This window comes from Acidicapsa dinghuensis, from assembly GCF_025685685.1.
Lineage (GTDB): Bacteria > Acidobacteriota > Terriglobia > Terriglobales > Acidobacteriaceae > Acidicapsa > Acidicapsa dinghuensis.
Genome location: NZ_JAGSYH010000001.1, coordinates 811,972 through 827,000, shown reverse-complemented (window position 1 = coordinate 827,000; position 15,029 = coordinate 811,972). Strand labels below are relative to the sequence as shown.

At 56.8% G+C, this 15,029-nt stretch carries 15 protein-coding genes; 9 read left to right on the top strand and 6 right to left on the bottom strand.

Translation table 11 applies throughout. The annotated features are described in order from the left end of the window. Positions 1-136 precede the first annotated feature (136 nt). From pucL to OHL22_RS03190, 5 genes are read right to left on the bottom strand one after another with little or no spacing between them, the layout of a single operon-like run. Positions 137-979: a factor-independent urate hydroxylase gene (pucL, locus tag OHL22_RS03210; RefSeq protein WP_263333119.1), complete on the bottom strand. Its 843-nt coding sequence runs from the start codon at positions 977-979 to the stop codon at positions 137-139. Positions 980-998: 19 nt separating this feature from the next. Next, complete coding sequence (uraH, locus tag OHL22_RS03205) at positions 999-1,328, bottom strand: hydroxyisourate hydrolase (RefSeq protein ID WP_263333116.1); 330 nt, start codon at positions 1,326-1,328, stop codon at positions 999-1,001. After that, the gene (uraD, locus tag OHL22_RS03200) at positions 1,325-2,728 is read right to left on the bottom strand and encodes a 2-oxo-4-hydroxy-4-carboxy-5-ureidoimidazoline decarboxylase (RefSeq protein WP_263333113.1); all 1,404 of its coding nucleotides are present in this window, start codon (positions 2,726-2,728) and stop codon (positions 1,325-1,327) included. Before uraD ends, uraH begins: the two co-directional genes overlap by 4 nt. Further along, positions 2,718-3,206, bottom strand: coding sequence for a (2Fe-2S)-binding protein (locus OHL22_RS03195; protein WP_263333111.1), 489 nt, complete (start codon positions 3,204-3,206; stop codon positions 2,718-2,720). The genes uraD and OHL22_RS03195 overlap by 11 nt, the downstream gene beginning before the upstream one ends. Continuing rightward, entirely contained in the window at positions 3,203-5,488 is a 2,286-nt protein-coding gene (locus OHL22_RS03190) for a xanthine dehydrogenase family protein molybdopterin-binding subunit (protein ID WP_263333109.1), read from the bottom strand. Before OHL22_RS03190 ends, OHL22_RS03195 begins: the two co-directional genes overlap by 4 nt. 180 nt (positions 5,489-5,668) lie before the next feature. On the opposite strand from OHL22_RS03190, the gene OHL22_RS03185 reads away from it, so the two are divergent. From OHL22_RS03185 to glyS, 8 genes are all read left to right on the top strand, one after another. Then, positions 5,669-6,412, top strand: a complete 744-nt coding sequence (locus OHL22_RS03185) for a molybdenum cofactor biosynthesis protein (RefSeq protein WP_263333107.1) — start codon at positions 5,669-5,671, stop codon at positions 6,410-6,412. Then, entirely contained in the window at positions 6,412-7,365 is a 954-nt protein-coding gene (locus tag OHL22_RS03180) for a VWA domain-containing protein (RefSeq protein ID WP_263333105.1), read from the top strand. Before OHL22_RS03185 ends, OHL22_RS03180 begins: the two co-directional genes overlap by 1 nt. A gap of 165 nt (positions 7,366-7,530) precedes the next feature. Then, positions 7,531-7,737 carry an RNA chaperone Hfq gene (locus OHL22_RS03175; protein ID WP_263333103.1) on the top strand — a complete coding sequence of 69 codons (207 nt, stop codon included), beginning with the start codon at positions 7,531-7,533 and terminating at the stop codon, positions 7,735-7,737. Then, positions 7,734-8,657, top strand: a complete 924-nt coding sequence (locus tag OHL22_RS03170; RefSeq protein WP_263333101.1) for an inositol monophosphatase family protein — start codon at positions 7,734-7,736, stop codon at positions 8,655-8,657. Before OHL22_RS03175 ends, OHL22_RS03170 begins: the two co-directional genes overlap by 4 nt. Before the next feature lie 158 nt (positions 8,658-8,815). Continuing rightward, positions 8,816-9,076: a 4Fe-4S dicluster domain-containing protein gene (locus OHL22_RS03165; RefSeq protein ID WP_263333099.1), complete on the top strand. Its 261-nt coding sequence runs from the start codon at positions 8,816-8,818 to the stop codon at positions 9,074-9,076. 139 nt (positions 9,077-9,215) lie between these two features. Continuing rightward, on the top strand, positions 9,216-9,953 hold the full coding sequence (recO, locus tag OHL22_RS03160; protein ID WP_263333097.1) for a DNA repair protein RecO: 738 nt from the start codon (positions 9,216-9,218) through the stop codon (positions 9,951-9,953). Positions 9,954-10,017: 64 nt separating this feature from the next. Next, positions 10,018-10,980 (top strand): glycine--tRNA ligase subunit alpha, encoded by a 963-nt coding sequence (locus tag OHL22_RS03155; RefSeq protein ID WP_377819790.1) that lies wholly within the window; start codon positions 10,018-10,020, stop codon positions 10,978-10,980. Positions 10,981-11,022: 42 nt separating this feature from the next. Then, the gene (glyS, locus tag OHL22_RS03150; RefSeq protein ID WP_263333095.1) at positions 11,023-13,131 is read left to right on the top strand and encodes a glycine--tRNA ligase subunit beta; all 2,109 of its coding nucleotides are present in this window, start codon (positions 11,023-11,025) and stop codon (positions 13,129-13,131) included. A gap of 19 nt (positions 13,132-13,150) precedes the next feature. Here glyS and OHL22_RS03145 read toward each other — a convergent pair whose 3' ends face one another. After that, positions 13,151-14,215, bottom strand: coding sequence for an alpha/beta fold hydrolase (locus OHL22_RS03145; protein WP_263333093.1), 1,065 nt, complete (start codon positions 14,213-14,215; stop codon positions 13,151-13,153). 119 nt (positions 14,216-14,334) lie between these two features. Here OHL22_RS03145 and OHL22_RS03140 point away from each other — a divergent pair, with 119 nt between their 5' ends. Then, positions 14,335-14,946: a hypothetical protein gene (locus OHL22_RS03140; RefSeq protein WP_263333091.1), complete on the top strand. Its 612-nt coding sequence runs from the start codon at positions 14,335-14,337 to the stop codon at positions 14,944-14,946. The last annotated feature ends 83 nt before the right edge of the window (positions 14,947-15,029 follow it).

Sequence of the window (15,029 nt, the reverse complement as noted above, 5' to 3'; positions counted from 1 at the left end):
GCTCCACTCTCCCCGGGGCGGGCTTTGTTGTTTCTGCAGTCAACTGATTTCTGTCGATATTGTCGAAACGAGAACGCCGCATGCAGGCGAGAAAAATGAGTCGTCAATCTGATGTGCTCGAAAGACAAGTCGGTCGTTACCGTTCGATGGTTGCCTCGATGTAGCCATGGGGTTCATCGGTGGGCACGAAGATCTGATTCGGATTGTCCTGGCCAAAGCGATTCAAATCCACGAGCAGGCAGTGCAGATTGGGCATCGCCAGCGTGACGCTCTCCATCTGCGGCACCGCGGCCAACATGGCTTTGCCAATGTCGAAGAGTGTGTGCTGCACGCTGAGGCTGTCGTGTTCGGCAAAGACCTTGAGCAGGGTTGCGATGGCTGCTTCGCGTGAGGCGGCGTAGTCAGCGGGTGGTTCGCTGTATTTCCAGGTGGCAGTGGCGCGCGTGCCGAAGATGCGGTCTGTGCTTTCAGGCAGCGTGGTCAGCTTGTCTTTGATGTAGCCGGTGAAGGCTGATTTTGTAGTCTTGAGGATAACGAGGCCATCGATGCCGGAGTGGATTTCCGGCTTACTTCCGCGTTCGAGGGTAACTTGCGTGGTGTGTAGTTCCGGGCCGGCGAGCTGGTAGGTAGTTGCATGGGACGCGCCGTCTACGATTACCTGCTTCCAGTTCTTTTCCGCTACCTCGGTGCTGACTTTCAATACTTGTGGATTGTTCGCAATGATGTATTCGGCCAGCTCGATTGCGAAGTGCTCGAGTGTTTCGGACTTTGATTCACGGGCTAGATAGTACACGGTGTTCTTCATCGTGTCTGTCGGAAGGATCTTGCTGTTATCGCCAGTGGTGAAGCAGCTATCGAAGTCGCCGTGAAGAAGAACGAGCACGTCCCACTCTTTCATTGCGTGGTGGGTTGCGTGACGGACAACTTTCATGACGCGAACGCGCGCTTTGCCGTAACGGTTTTCTCCGAGTCTTGCCATGCGCTCCCTCTAAAATGTTTCAACTGCCTCGGTAGGTGGTGTAGCTGTTGTCGCTTAATAAAACGGGTATGTGATAGTGCTGTGAGCCATCGACGCGAAATGTGATGGCGATTTCCGGGTAGATGCTGGTACGAGAGTGACGTGAGAAGTATGCTTCAACGGCGAATGTTATCCGGTATATGCCGTCGCCTGAGTCGAGGCAAAGGTCGCGACAGCGTCCATCCCGGTCAGTATGCCCTTCGCCGATGGCCGTCCAGCGCTGGTCAAGATGCTTTTCGAGGTGAACGCTGATGCCTTCTGCTGGTTTGCCGAGTACGGCATCGAGAACGTGGGTTGTGATGGCGCTCATGCTTTGGATTCTCCCATGAGCCACTTGTGCAGGCGAATCTGTGTAATCTGCCGCTGCTGCTCGGCTGCTTCGCGCAGTTCTTCTTCGCGAGTGTTGCCGAGGCGTCGTGTCAGGATCGCAAGCATCTCTTCGGAGGATTTCTCGGTAGCGCAGACGATATAGATGAAACCGAATTGCTGCTCATATAGCGCATTGCCGACGGCCAGCTCGGAGAGGATGCTGGCCTGGGCAAGATCGACGGAAGATTGCTCCTGTTGAGACCATGCTGCGGATTGCAGGGACGCTACAGCGGCTTTGCGCTCGCCAATGCGCGGATGAGCAGCAAAGGCTTCCAGCCAATCTTGTTCACGCATTGTTGACCAAACTTCATCGGCTGCATGGTAAAGATCGGCTTCCTTTGCGAAAGGACGCATCGATAGCATGGAATGGGCCCAGCGATTGGATGCGCAGCAGTGGGTGAGCAAGCGGATTGCTTCCGGCTCACGGAGTGCGTTCCAATCCTGGAGGATTGGACTCGGGTCTGGCTGCTGTTGGCATACGTTTGTGACGGGTTGAAGGAATTCACAGAGCATGTTGGCGGCGACTTGCCTACGATACGCGGCGGTAGATCGAATGTCATCGATGGGCTTGATTTCGCCACAAAGGACCTTGCATAGCCCTGCCGTATCGAGCGATGTGAGTGGCTTTCCGCGCAGTGCGGCTTCGGTTTCCAGCAGGCGGACCGGCCTGTCAGCTACGCTTGCTCCTGCGAGGCGAATATCCTCGATGATGTCATTGTCGATGAGGGCTGACGCGGCCAGCGCAACCTTGGTGATGGCCATGGCGCGGCGGGTGCCGACCTTACGGAGATATTGGCGATGCTGTGCGAAGCGGCGCGGCAGATGCAGTGCCAGAACGAGTTCATCTGGCTTAAGGACCGACTGTTTGTAGCCGAGATGGAAGTTGGCGTAGGGAAGCCGTCGGGTGCCGCTGGAAGAGATCAGTTCAATCTCCGCATCGTAGACCAGGAGCGCTGGTGGGGCATCGGCAGCGGGCGATCCGTTGACGATGTTGCCGGCGATCGTGGCGCGGCTTTGATTGGCGATGGAGCCGATCCAACTGGCTGCTTTCGCCAGAAGCGGAAAGTCCGAGGCAACGGCAGGGTGACGGCGGAGTTGTGCGAAGGTGACGCCGCCTCCGATGGAAAGCTCTTTGTCGGTAACGCGAATAAAACTGAGTTCGCTAAGGCCCCATAGGCTGATGAGCTTCGGGGTGTTCAGGCGGCCTGCTGCGAATGCCACCATGAGCTCAGTGCCGCCGGAGATCGGCGTCCATAAACCGGGTTCGGCCGCCAAGTGAGCGAGCACATCGCTGAGGCTTTCGGGGGCGACCAGCTCATGGGTCGCGGGATTACCGCGCATGGGTGCGCGATCCTTCCATGGCGGCTGCGGTAATGACGGAGTCGAATATCTTGATGAAGCCTGTGCATCGGCACAGGTTTCCTGCAAGGCCTTCGCGAATTTGTTCAAGCGAGGGATTTGGATTGTGGGCGATCAGGTGGGTTGCAGCCATCAGCATGCCCGGCGTGCAGATGCCGCATTGCGCTCCGCCGCATTCGAGAAAAGCTTTTTGCAGAGGATGCAGTTCCGCGTCGATGGCAAGGCTTTCTACTGTTTCGATATGCGCGCCGTGAGCCTGAAGGATGGGAACCATGCAGCTATTGACCAGCTCACCGTTCATGCGAACAGAGCAGGAGCCGCATTCGCCTTCACCGCAGCCTTCTTTCGTGCCGGTAAGATCGAGGTCTTCGCGAAGGACATCAAGCAGACGCTTCATCGGAGGAGCTTCGACTGATGTCTGCTGACCGTTGATCGTGAGTTGGATTCGACAATCGCTCATGCAGTTATGTTTTCCGGATCAAGTCCGTAGGATGCGAAACGCAGGAAAATATCCTCCGGTAGCAGAGGGATGGCAGAGAAGCTTTCGCCGGTCGCGTTCTGGATGGCGTTGAGAATTGCCGGGGCAGGACCGTCATGCGGAAGCTCGCCGATGCCTTTCGCGCCGAAGGCTCCATAAGCAAAGGGGATCTGCTCAAAGTAAACATGGATGGGCGGAACATCCTGTGCCGTGGGCATGATGTAGTTGGTCATCTGGTTATTGAACATGTGACCGTTTTTCAACTGGACCTTTTCGTAGAGCGCGTAACCAATTCCCTGGGCAACGCCTCCTTCGATCTGTCCTGCAGCAAGCGTTGGATTGAGGACGGTGCCAACTTCCTGAACTGTATGGAAATCGATGACCTCGGCTGAGTAAGTGATGGTATCAACCGCGACCTCGGCTACGTAAACAGCCCATGCAAATGCCGGATATGCCTCACCGGTGTAGGTGTCGTCGTTCCAGTAGATGTTAGGAGGCGCTTCATAGCGACTGAGCGATTTGACTTCGCCATCGCGTGCTCGTAGCAGTTCGCAGGCCGCAAAGAAGTCGTGACGAGTGTAATTGTCAGAAAGATTGGCCGCTTCTTTGAGCGTCTGAATAAGCTGCCGGCCACTGCGCTGAATGAGATGGCCTACGACCATCGAGGTGCGTGATGCAACGGTGGGTCCACTGTTTGGAATGAGGTGGGTGTCGGAGGGAGCCATCTCAACATCGTCATAGCTGATGCCAAGTGCTTCGGCTGCGATCTGCGCGAGGATGGTGTTAGTACCCTGGCCGAACTCTGTGCTGGAGACGAGGACGCGAACTTTGCCTTGCAGCGTTACATCAACGCCAGCTAGAGAATTTAGCCTGCGTTCTCCTGAGCCAGTAAATCCCGAGCCATGATAGAAGGCAGCGATACCGATGCCGCATTTGACGGGGTTGGTGGCATTTTCACGCGCGTAGCGTTCGCGCTTGGCGTAGAAGTCGCTGACGGCTAGTGCGCGATCCAGCAACTGGTCGAGGATGACAGGCTCGCGCATGATCTGCTGCGTCGCGGTCGTATCGCCATCATGCAGAAAATTGCGGCGGCGCAGTTCTACGGGGTCCATTCCAACGGCTAGAGCGATGTGCTCCATGTGCCGCTCGATAGCGAAGATCGTTTGCGGTGCGCCAAAGCCGCGGAAAGCCCCGTAGGGAACGGTGTTGGTGGCCCAGGCACGTGAACGGATACGAATGTTCGGGCAGACATAAGGCCCGGTTGCATGTAGTGTGGCACGGGAAAGGACGGTCGAGGAAAGCGTGGAATACGCGCCGCCATCGGTGGCAATCTCGATCTCCATTGCGAGAAGTTTGCCATCCTTATCCACCGCTGTACGGTGCCGCGTGCGGGAAGGATGGCGCTTGGTGGTTGCTGCTAAATCCTCCATGCGGTCATAGATCATCTTGATGGGACGGCGTGCTTTGAGCGCGAGCAGCGCGGCGTGAGAAGCGATGATGGAGGGGTAATCTTCCTTGCCTCCGAAAGCTCCTCCAGTTTCGGTCTGGATAACGCGGACCTTGTCTTCGGGCAGGTTAAAGACGGCCATGAGCGACTTGTGGACATAGAAAGGGCATTGCAACGATCCCCAGACGGTGATGCCACCGTCATCGCTGTAGTCGGCAATCATGCCGTTGTTTTCGATATAAAGGTGTTCCTGTGCGCCGGTGCTATATTCGCCTTCGACGATGCAGGCTGCGCTTGACCACGCCTCGTCTACATTGCCTTTCTGAAGGACAAACTCCTTGAAGACATTGGGTGTTGAGGTGTCCGCGCCCCAGATAATTTCACGCTTTGATTCGCTCTCTTCGATGGAGAGGACAGCCGGCAACTCTTCGTAGTCAATGCGGACTGAGGCAACAGCCTGTGGCAGCAGGCGCTTGTCGGGATGAGCGATGAGCAGTATCGGCTCGTCGCAGTGATTGACAGCCCCATCGGCGAGGCAAGGCTGATCGGCGGCGATCATCTGAATGTGATTGTTGCCGGGGATATCGGCAGCGGTGACGATTACGAATTCGTGCCAGGGAACGGATTCGTCGAAATGAATGGCGAGGATCCGGCCTCGCGGGATTGTGCTGCGCACGGTGGCTCCGTGCCACATGCCCGGAAATTCAATGTCGTCTACGTATTTGGCTCGCCCCAGTACCTTTTCCGCACCCTCTTTGCGAATTTGAGGAGTGCCAACAACTCGCCGTTGCGCCGGGTTGGTTGAATCGTCCGTCATGGAGATGTCTGAAATGGAGCCGGATTAGGCGTTAGCATACACGGGACGCTGGCGGATGCAAAGACGTCTGTCGCCATGGCGCCCGTCATCACGGAGCATTGTTCCGGCAGAGAGCCTGCCTATCGCCCAGTACGTATGACGGTCCGGCACGTCTAAGAACAGGGTATTCTGTTCAGAAAGATGCGCGTACAACTACTCCCCTTCGGCATATTCAAGGATTTTCTGGAGACGGGGCCTATCGAAGTTCCAAGCGATGCGACGGTCGCCGATCTGCTTGGCTTGCTGCGCGAGCAAGCACCCCAGGATGCGCGGCTGAGCGATCTGCTGCCTCGAATTGCCGTGAGCGTGAATGCAGAATATGCCGAGGCTGGCCATCTGTTGCGTGAGGGCGATCAGGTGGGTCTGCTTCCTCCGGTTTCAGGTGGCAGCGAAGATGTAGCTGGGATGCAGCTTACGTACCTGACACGCGAAGTTATCGATGCGCAGCGGTTGATCGATCAGGTCAAGCAGGGGAGCGACGGCGCCGTAGTGGTTTTTGACGGTATTGTGCGCGATAACACCCGCGGGCGGCGCACCCTTTACCTCGATTATGAAGCCTACGAAGAGATGGCTGAAAAGCGGATCGCAGAGTTGGCTGGGCAGGCCCGGGCGCAATTCGGCATTCGCGGAGTGACGCTCGTACATCGCCTTGGGCGCTTGGAGATTGGTGAAACAAGCGTACTGATTGTAGTGGCCTCAGCGCATCGCGCAGCCGCTTTCGATGCTTGCCGCTGGTTGATAGATACGCTGAAGAAGACAGTGCCCATCTGGAAGAAGGAGACGTTCGCCGATGGCGTGGTTTGGGCGGATGGAGAGCCGTTTCCACCAGAGTTGAGCCTGGGAGCGGCCAACGACATCCTGTCGGATGCGGAGTCTAAGCCGTGATGCGCAGCAGGTTCTTTTTCGTAACGCTTCTGGCGGTTGCCGGGCCAGCGCTGCTGTGGGGGCAGTCGAATGCGCCGGAGCAGCAGGATGACACGTTTACGCTGCACGTAAACGTGAAACTGGTATCGGTGTTTACAAACGTTACCGATGCAAATGGCGCTATCGTCGGCGGACTCACGAAAGAAGATTTTGCGATTACCGAGGATGGGCGACCGCAGAAGATTTCGGTTTTTGAACGGCAATCGGAGTTGCCTCTCAACCTGGTGTTGGCGATCGATACCAGCGGAAGCGTGCACAAGGATATGCCGCTGGAGCAGGAGGCGGCACACAAGTTTGCGCATGCACTGCTGCGCCAGCAGGATCAAATGAGCCTGCTGGAGTTCTCCAATGACGTGCGCCAGGTGGTGGGCTTTACCAATCAACCGGCAAAGATCGACCGGGGATTATCCACCCTGCGTGGAGGGCAGGCTACGGCCCTCTATGACGCGATCTTCCTGGCGTCAGATACACTGGCCAAGCTGTCGCAAGGGTCAAAATCAACGCGTAAAATCCTTGTCCTGGTTTCAGATGGCGGGGATACGGCCGATACGGTAACGTATGCCGATGCCCTGGAACATGCGCTGCGCGGCGAGGTAATGGTCTACAGCATCATTGACGTGCCGATTGCCGCGAGCGCGGGCCGTGATACAGGCGGCGAGCACGCCATGATTACTCTGGCGGAGCAGACAGGCGGAAAGTACTTTTATGCTGAGTCGGGTGGCTTGGACGCTGCGTTTGCAAAAGTGTCCGAAGACCTGCGCACACAGTATCTGCTCGGGTACTATCCTGCGCACCAGGAACCCGGAGTGAATTTTCATCGCATTCACGTCACGGTTCCAAGGGCAGCGGCCGAAGCATTTGATATTCGTTATCGGACAGGGTATTACGCCGATTCCCACCCCTCCTCGGATTAGAGGCAAGTCCTCAGTAATTTGGGTTTGACCTGCAACTTCCTCAAGGATGCAACCAAAGCGGGACTTCTGCCGTCACATTACAATCAACTCATGACATCCCCCTTGTCACGTCCCCGATACTCCCGTACGCCTCCTCCTGGCGATACCGGTCAGGAAGCTCTCTATTTGCGCTCGCTGAGCGAACGCCAGGTAAATGTACGTGTTCAGCTTCGCGATGGAGAGAATGTAGATGGCTGGATTGAATATTTTGATGACGGAATGGTCCGCGTGACCCGGGAGGGTCTGCCGAACCTCTTCATCTACAAACATCAAATCAGAACGATCACAGAGCTGACCCGCAGGCGGCTTAACCGCGACGGTTCTGCATCATGACGTCCAGACAGGGCAGTCGTGGAATTGCGGGGCTGGGGAATGACTGGTTCGAATGGACGCCGCGCGCAATGGAGATTGCGCGACAGGCTGGGGCAAAGCTGCGCGATTTTTTTGCGCAGGGTGTGGCTACCGAGTACAAAGGCGATGTAGATCTGGTCACTATTGCAGATCGTACGGTGGAGGCGTTTTTACAGGAAGCGCTGCTGGCGGCATTTCCCAGTCATGGCATTTACGGCGAAGAAGGAGCCCGCGACCACCTGGATGCGGAGTATCGCTGGTATGTCGATCCGCTGGATGGGACGACGAATTTCGCGCACGGATTTCCTCATTTCTGCATTTCGATGGGATTGGAACATCGACCTGCTGGATTGGCGGCTGAGAAGGACGGTCCGATTGTTGCCGGGGTGATTTTCGATCCGCTGCGAGAGGAGATGTTTGTGGCGGAACGCGGCAAGGGTGCGGAGCTGAACGGCAGGCCGATTCATGTATCGACGGCTAAAAGTCTTGGAGAATCGCTGGTTGCCACCGGGTTTCCGAGTCGGAAGCGGCACGAGAATCCCAACATTCACTTTTACCATGAGATCACCATGCGTACGCATGGGGTACGCAGGGCTGGCTCGGCTGCTCTGGATCTTGCATATGTGGCATGTGGACGGATGGAAGCGTTCTGGGAGTTTAACCTGAACCCGTGGGACACTGCGGCGGGAATTCTGCTGGTGGAAGAAGCAGGCGGCATGGTGACGGATTTCTCGGGCAACTACCGCAAGCTTGATAGCCGGGAAATTATGGCTTCGAATCAGCATGTTCACGGGGAACTGCTGAAGCTTTTTGACGATCTTTTTACAGGCCGCAATCTGGCTCCGCTGCCCTCCGCCGTGGAATATGCGGCTAAACGCGCGCAGATCGATGATGCAAAGTAGAGATAAAGTTGGAGAAATCGCGTAGCGGTATCGCGGTGTGGGACTACCAGAATCAGCTTTGAAACCATGAAGGTTGCAGCGCGCCCAACGGGTAGGGCCGTGTGCTACTATGAGCGAGTTGAACCACCAGAGCACCAAAGTTTTGGAGAGCAGACAACATGGCTTATGTGATTGCAGAACCCTGTATCGGAACGAAGGACACCGCTTGCGTTGATGCCTGTCCCGTCGATTGCATCCACCCTAAAAAAGATGAAGATGGCCACGGCGATGCCGACCAGCTTTTTATCGACCCAGTTGAGTGCATCGATTGCGGCGCCTGTGTTCCGGCCTGCCCGGTTTCGGCGATCTTCGCAGCCGATGATCTGCCCGAGAAGTGGGCTCACTTTAGCGAGAAGAACTCAGCGCACTTCGGCCGCTAACGCGGTTCGATCGTATTACGAAGAAGAACGCGCCTCCGCACGTTGCCGGATGCGCGTTTTCTTTTGCGCGAAACCCGCCTGAAAGAAGGGCGCGTGCTGCCGGATGCTGTTCCGGTGCACTTGCGGTACAAGTATCAACATGGTGTTGCTTACCTCCGACGCGTTGATTCTCCGCACATGGCCGGTGCAGGAAGCTGACCTGATCGTCAGTTTTTTTTCGCGCGATTACGGCAAGGTGAAGGGCGTTGCCAAAGCGGCTCTCAAGAGCCGCAAACGCTTCGGAGGCGCGCTGGAGCCGATGACGCTGGCGCGGGCCTACTTTGCAGACAAGCCCCGGCGAGAGCTGGTGCGGCTGGATCAGCTTGAGTCATTGCGTTCGCCGCTGGCTCTGCCGGTCGATTACGTGCGCGCGGCGGTGTTGAGTTTCTATGCCGAGGTGTTGGAAGAGGCGCTGCCGGAGCACGATCCGCATGAGACGGTTTTTCGATTGGTGTTAGCCGTGCTGGATCAGACCACGGTCGAGAATCCGTGGATGCCGCTGACTTATTTTTCCTTGTGGATGATCCGGCTGATGGGGTGGCTGCCGGATCTGTCGGTGTGCAGCGCGTGCGGGGAGCGGCTGCATATGGGCGAGGCGAATTTTCATCCGCAGCTCGACGGGTTGTTTTGCATGGTGCACAGGCATGGCAGCGGGCAGATGCTGGCAGGAGATTCCTGGCAACTGGCGCACCGGATTTTGCGTGAACCAGTGACGGCATTGGCGCAGGAGCCGTGGCCGCGGCGGCGAGGACAGGACCTGCGCAGGTTCACCTTGCAGGCGCTGGAGCGGCATCTGGAGCGGCGTATGCGCTCAGGTGAAGCCTTGATGCGGCTCTGATTTCCTGGATGGCCGTGTAGCTTGGGTAGAATTGAGAGAGTTTATTCGCCCGAGAGAGTTCTTTGTGTCTGACGTGCAATCCATCCTTGACGTATCTCAAAAGAAATCACCGTTGACCTTTCAGGAGCTGGTATTCCGGCTGCAGCGATTCTGGGCTGAGCGGGGATGCATCCTGCAGCAGCCCTATGACGTTGAAGTGGGAGCGGGGACAATGTCTCCAGAGACGTTCCTACGGGTGCTGGGGCCGAAGCCTTATCGGGTGGGCTATGCCCAACCATCGCGCAGACCTGCGGATGGTCGTTATGGCGAGAACCCCAACCGGCTGTTCAAGCACACCCAGTACCAGCTCATCTTGAAGCCGCCGCCGGTGAATGTGCAGGAGTTGTATCTTGAGTCGCTGGAAGCGATCGGCATCGATCTGACGCGGCACGATATCAAGTTTGAAGAAGACAACTGGGAGTGGCCTGCGGGCGGCGCGTGGGGTGTTGGCTGGCAGGTGATGCTGGATGGGCTTGAGATTACTCAGTTCACCTATTTTCAGCAGTGCGGCGGCCTCGATCTGGACCCGATGTGCGCTGAGTTGACGTATGGCCTGGAGCGCATTGCAGCCTTCTTGCAGGATGTGGATTCGATTTATGACATTGTGTGGGCGCGTGACCCGGATACGGGAGTTGCAGTGACCTACGGCGAAGTGCGGCTGGCAGAAGAAGTGCAGTTCTCGGTCTATAACTTCGAAATGGCGGAAGTCGACAAGTTGTGGGAACACTTTCGGTTATATGAGAGCGAGGCGGCGCAGCTTCTGGAGCGGGCCAACCGGTTGATGGGTGACGACGCGGCTGATGTCGCGGAGAAGAAGCGGTTTCCGTTGTTGGCGGCGTACGAATTGGCACTCAAATGTTCACATCTTTTCAATCTGCTCGATGCCCGTGGCGCGGTTTCGGTGACGGAACGTGTTGGAGTCATCGGGCGCATTCGCACATTGGCTGTGGGTGTGGCAAAGGCGTACGCACTGCAGCAGGCTGCTTAATTCAGCGAGCTTTTTAAGCGTTCAAGGAAAGTTAGTCGAGATATGGCAGAGTTTTTATTGGAGATCGGCCTTGAGGAGATTCCGGCACGGATGATCACCGGAGCCGAGGCAGAGCTGGGTCGCAGGATTGGCGAACTGATTGCGCGTGAACGGCTTGCTGATGGAGATGTAAAGATCGTCGCCTATTCAACACCACGCCGTTTGGCGGTGCGCGTTGAAGGTCTGGCGCAGGCGCAGCCCGATGTGCAGGAAGTGTTGACAGGGCCGTCGTGGAAGATTGCTTTTCCGAATGGAGAGCCGGGTCCGGCCGCGCAGGCATTTGCGAAGAAAGCGGGCGTGGATCTATCGGCACTGGAGAAGACCAGCAACGCCAAGGGTGAGTATGTGTCTGCTTCAGTGCTGCGCAAGGGCCGCGCAACTGCGGAGGTACTGGCTGCTGAGCTTCCGAAAGAAGTGCTGTCAATTTACTGGGCCAAGAATATGTACTGGCGCGCGGGCAAGCCGGAGCGGTTTGTGCGTCCGGTTCGGTGGGTAGTGGCGCTGCTGGATTCGGAGATTCTGCCGATTGAGATCGCCGGTATCAAGGCTGGGAATCAGAGCCGGGGGCACCGGATACTGCATGGCAGCTCACCGATCGTTATCGAAACTCCGGGAGCTTATCTTGACGCTTTGCGAGGCGGGTTCGTCGAGGCGGATGTTGCGGTACGCCGAAACACGATTCGTAAGGCGCTGGATCGAGTAACGCGGTCGATCACGGCGACGCCTGGAGCGCGCTGGCGCGAGGATGAGGCGCTGGTCGAAACGGTGGTGCAACTGACGGAGTGGCCCACGGTGCTCTACGGCAGTTTTGAGGCAGAGTATCTGGCCCTGCCGGAAGAAGTACTGGTAACGGTGATGCGTGACCATCAGAAGTATTTTGCGGTAGAAGATGCCGCAGGAAAGCTGGCGCCACATTTTCTCACAGTATTGAATACACAGGTCGATGAGGCAGGAGAAGCAATCATTCGGCACGGCAACGAGCGTGTCTTGAGGTCGCGGTTCAAGGATGCGCAGTTCTTTTGGGAGACAGATCAGAAGGTATCGCTGACAGACCGCGTTGCGATGCTGAATGCAGTGACTTTCCAGAAGGACTTGGGAAGTTACGGCTGGAAAACGCAACGAAATCTCGAAGTGATCGCAAAATTACATGAGCTATTGCAGGTGCGCGGATTTACTGCGTATGACTACGCGGCTCTGGAGATTGCCGGAAAGCTGGCCAAGGCCGATCTGACCGCTGAACTGGTGAAGGAGTTTACGGAGCTGCAGGGTATTATCGGCGGCCTGTACGCCAAGGCTCAGGGGTTAAGCGAGACGGCTGCGGCAGCGATCTATTCACAATATGTGCCCGAGTCAACGGATGATGTGATTCCGGAAACCGTCGAAGGGCAGCTATTGGGACTGGCTGACCGTGTTCATACGATCACGGCGATGTTCAGCATTGGCAATGCGCCGACCGGTTCGCGAGATCCGTTTGCGCTTCGCCGTGCCGCGAATGCGATTGTAAAGATACTGGCGGAGTCGGCACTGCCGCTGCGGATTTCGGATGTCATTGCTGCGGCAGATAGTCAGGATTCGAGGGCGTCGGCTGGGGTTCACGAGTTTTTCGTGGAGCGCCTGAATTTCTACCTAAGCGACGTGCGTGGCTTCGCTTATGACGTGGTGAACGCTACGTTGGCAGCAGATGCGGATGATGTCCGCGACGCCATTGCTCGGGCTGAGGCTTTGACCGCTGCGCGCGGCTCGGAAGATTTCTTGGCTATCTCAGCGGCGTTCAAACGAATTAAGAATATTCTTCGGCAAGCCGCGGAAAAGGGTGAAGTTGTAAGCACAACCCGACCGACGGACGGGCTATTGAGCTCACCAGAGGAAAAGGCCCTGCTGGCCCAGGCTTCGAAGATAGCTGCGGATGTGACGGAGTTGCGCCAGAAGAAGAATTATCTTGCGGCGCTTGAGGCCATCGCTTCGCTACGGCCTGCGGTGGATGCTTTCTTCGACAAGGTGATGGTGATGGCGTCAGAGGCCGAGGTGCGCGCGGCACGACTGGCGCTGATCCGGTTTGTGCTTGAGGGCTTATCGGGAATTGCGGATTTCAGTGAAATCGTGATTGCCTGAGGGGTCTGCCGACTTCAAATTAGTGATTGTCCAGGAATGTTTCGACAGCCGGGTTCAGTTTGTCTGCTTCACGGCCGGGCGCGAGATGGCCGCAGTCTGAGGTCAAAAGCAAGGTCTTTGCGCCGAGCAACTTTGCAAATGCGAGAGCAGGAGTCGGATTGACCATGTGATCCTGCTCGGAGGCGACGACCAGGGCCTTTGCATGGACTTGATGCGCAGCATCTTCGAGGTTCCCACCGTGAGCGACGTCATGATGGATCATGGCTTCGAGTTGGTAGATGCGATCATTGGGGTCCATTTGGCCCAGGCTCGGTTTGGAATATCCGGCGTAGTGCGCATCAAAATCGGCTAATGTGATCTCGCGAGCGTAGTGCGTGGGAGTGGTCAGGTTCATGTCGTGGAGGATTTCCATCTGCGGGAAGACAGGATGGCCGGTGTAATTACCGTTTTCCCATGCCGGATTGGTGCGGATGGCGTCTTCTTCGCCGTGCCATAGGAGGAGATCGTAGGAGGTCAGGCGAGTCGATCCTACGATTGGAATGGCGAGGTCCATAAAGTCCGGGTAATCCACCATCCACTCAAAGGTCTGCATGCCGCCCATTGAGATGCCCATCACGGCGTGCACGTGGGTCAGATGCAGCGTTTCCGTGGCCAGACGGTATTCGGCGCGGACCATATCGCGAGTGGTGAAGGCTGGAAATTTCAGTCGAGGCTGAGCGGTGCTGTTGGAGGGCGAAGAGGAAACTCCGTTACCGAACGCGTCGATTGCTACGACGAAGTACTTTGCGGGATCGACGAGCTTTCCTGGGCCGACGTTGCCGCTAATCTGTTCGCTTGTGCCGGTGAACCATGTCGGGAAGACGACCGCATTCGTGTGCTCGGGGTTTAGCGTGCCCCAGGTCCGATAGCCGAGGCGGCAGTTTTCGATCTGGGCTCCGCCGTCGAGTTTGCATGTGCCCAGTTCGGCGAACTGCAAGGCTCGATCCTGTGCGGATGCCATGCGCGGCGCCAGAATCAAGGGAGCAGTTACCAAAACGATCAGATTTGCATGGAAGAACCACCGAAAGATAAAGGAGTTGTTCACAATTCTCCGAAAGAGCGCTGCTGCGCACACCTTCGCATGATACCGCCGCTATGAGGCTTGCCTTTCCGGTCGATTGGGAGAATCCATGCCGGAGCAATTGACGTCTAAAATTGATAGATATGTCCGACAGCATTTCCCTCAGCCTCTGGTATCCGCAATTTCGCCTGGAGCAGCTTGATGACAAGCTTGTTCAGGTGCTGCAGCAATTCCAACGATTTGGGGGCGAACCGGGGGTATTCTCGGCGACGGTCTGGCCAGTGAATTGGCGTGAAGCTGCGGCTTTTCAGGAGGTTTACGGTCTGGGAGAAAACCAGGCGAGGATCGATTACGCCGTAGATCAGGCTTTGGAACTGCTGCACGATGATTACGCCTACGAATTCCAGATCGGATGGACGCTTTGGGAGCCGGAGGAAAACGGTGGTCCGCGGCCGAATTGGGTGAAAACCACGAGGCTGGTGCGAGTGCTGGGGTACGGTCCAAACTTTGACGACGGAGCGTACGAGCAGGAAGGGCATATCCGGATCGACTTTGGGAACGACGCGCCTTTTCTGCAGGAGAATACAACGCTCACGGAAGAGGCGGTTCGCTGCATGGAAGAGAATGTCCGGCAGCTTGTGGAGTTGACCAACGCGATCGAGAAAGAGTCGCAAGCGTCCGCGCGCTTGATGTGGTCTGAACTGGGGGAGACGCTCGCATCGAGGCTGGTGGCTCGCCTGAATCGCCTGCAATGAAACCTGTTCGTCAATGCTTTTTCCCACAGCCATGGTTCTCGAGATCATGGATCTCACGGTCACGGATCGAGTGCGGGCTATTG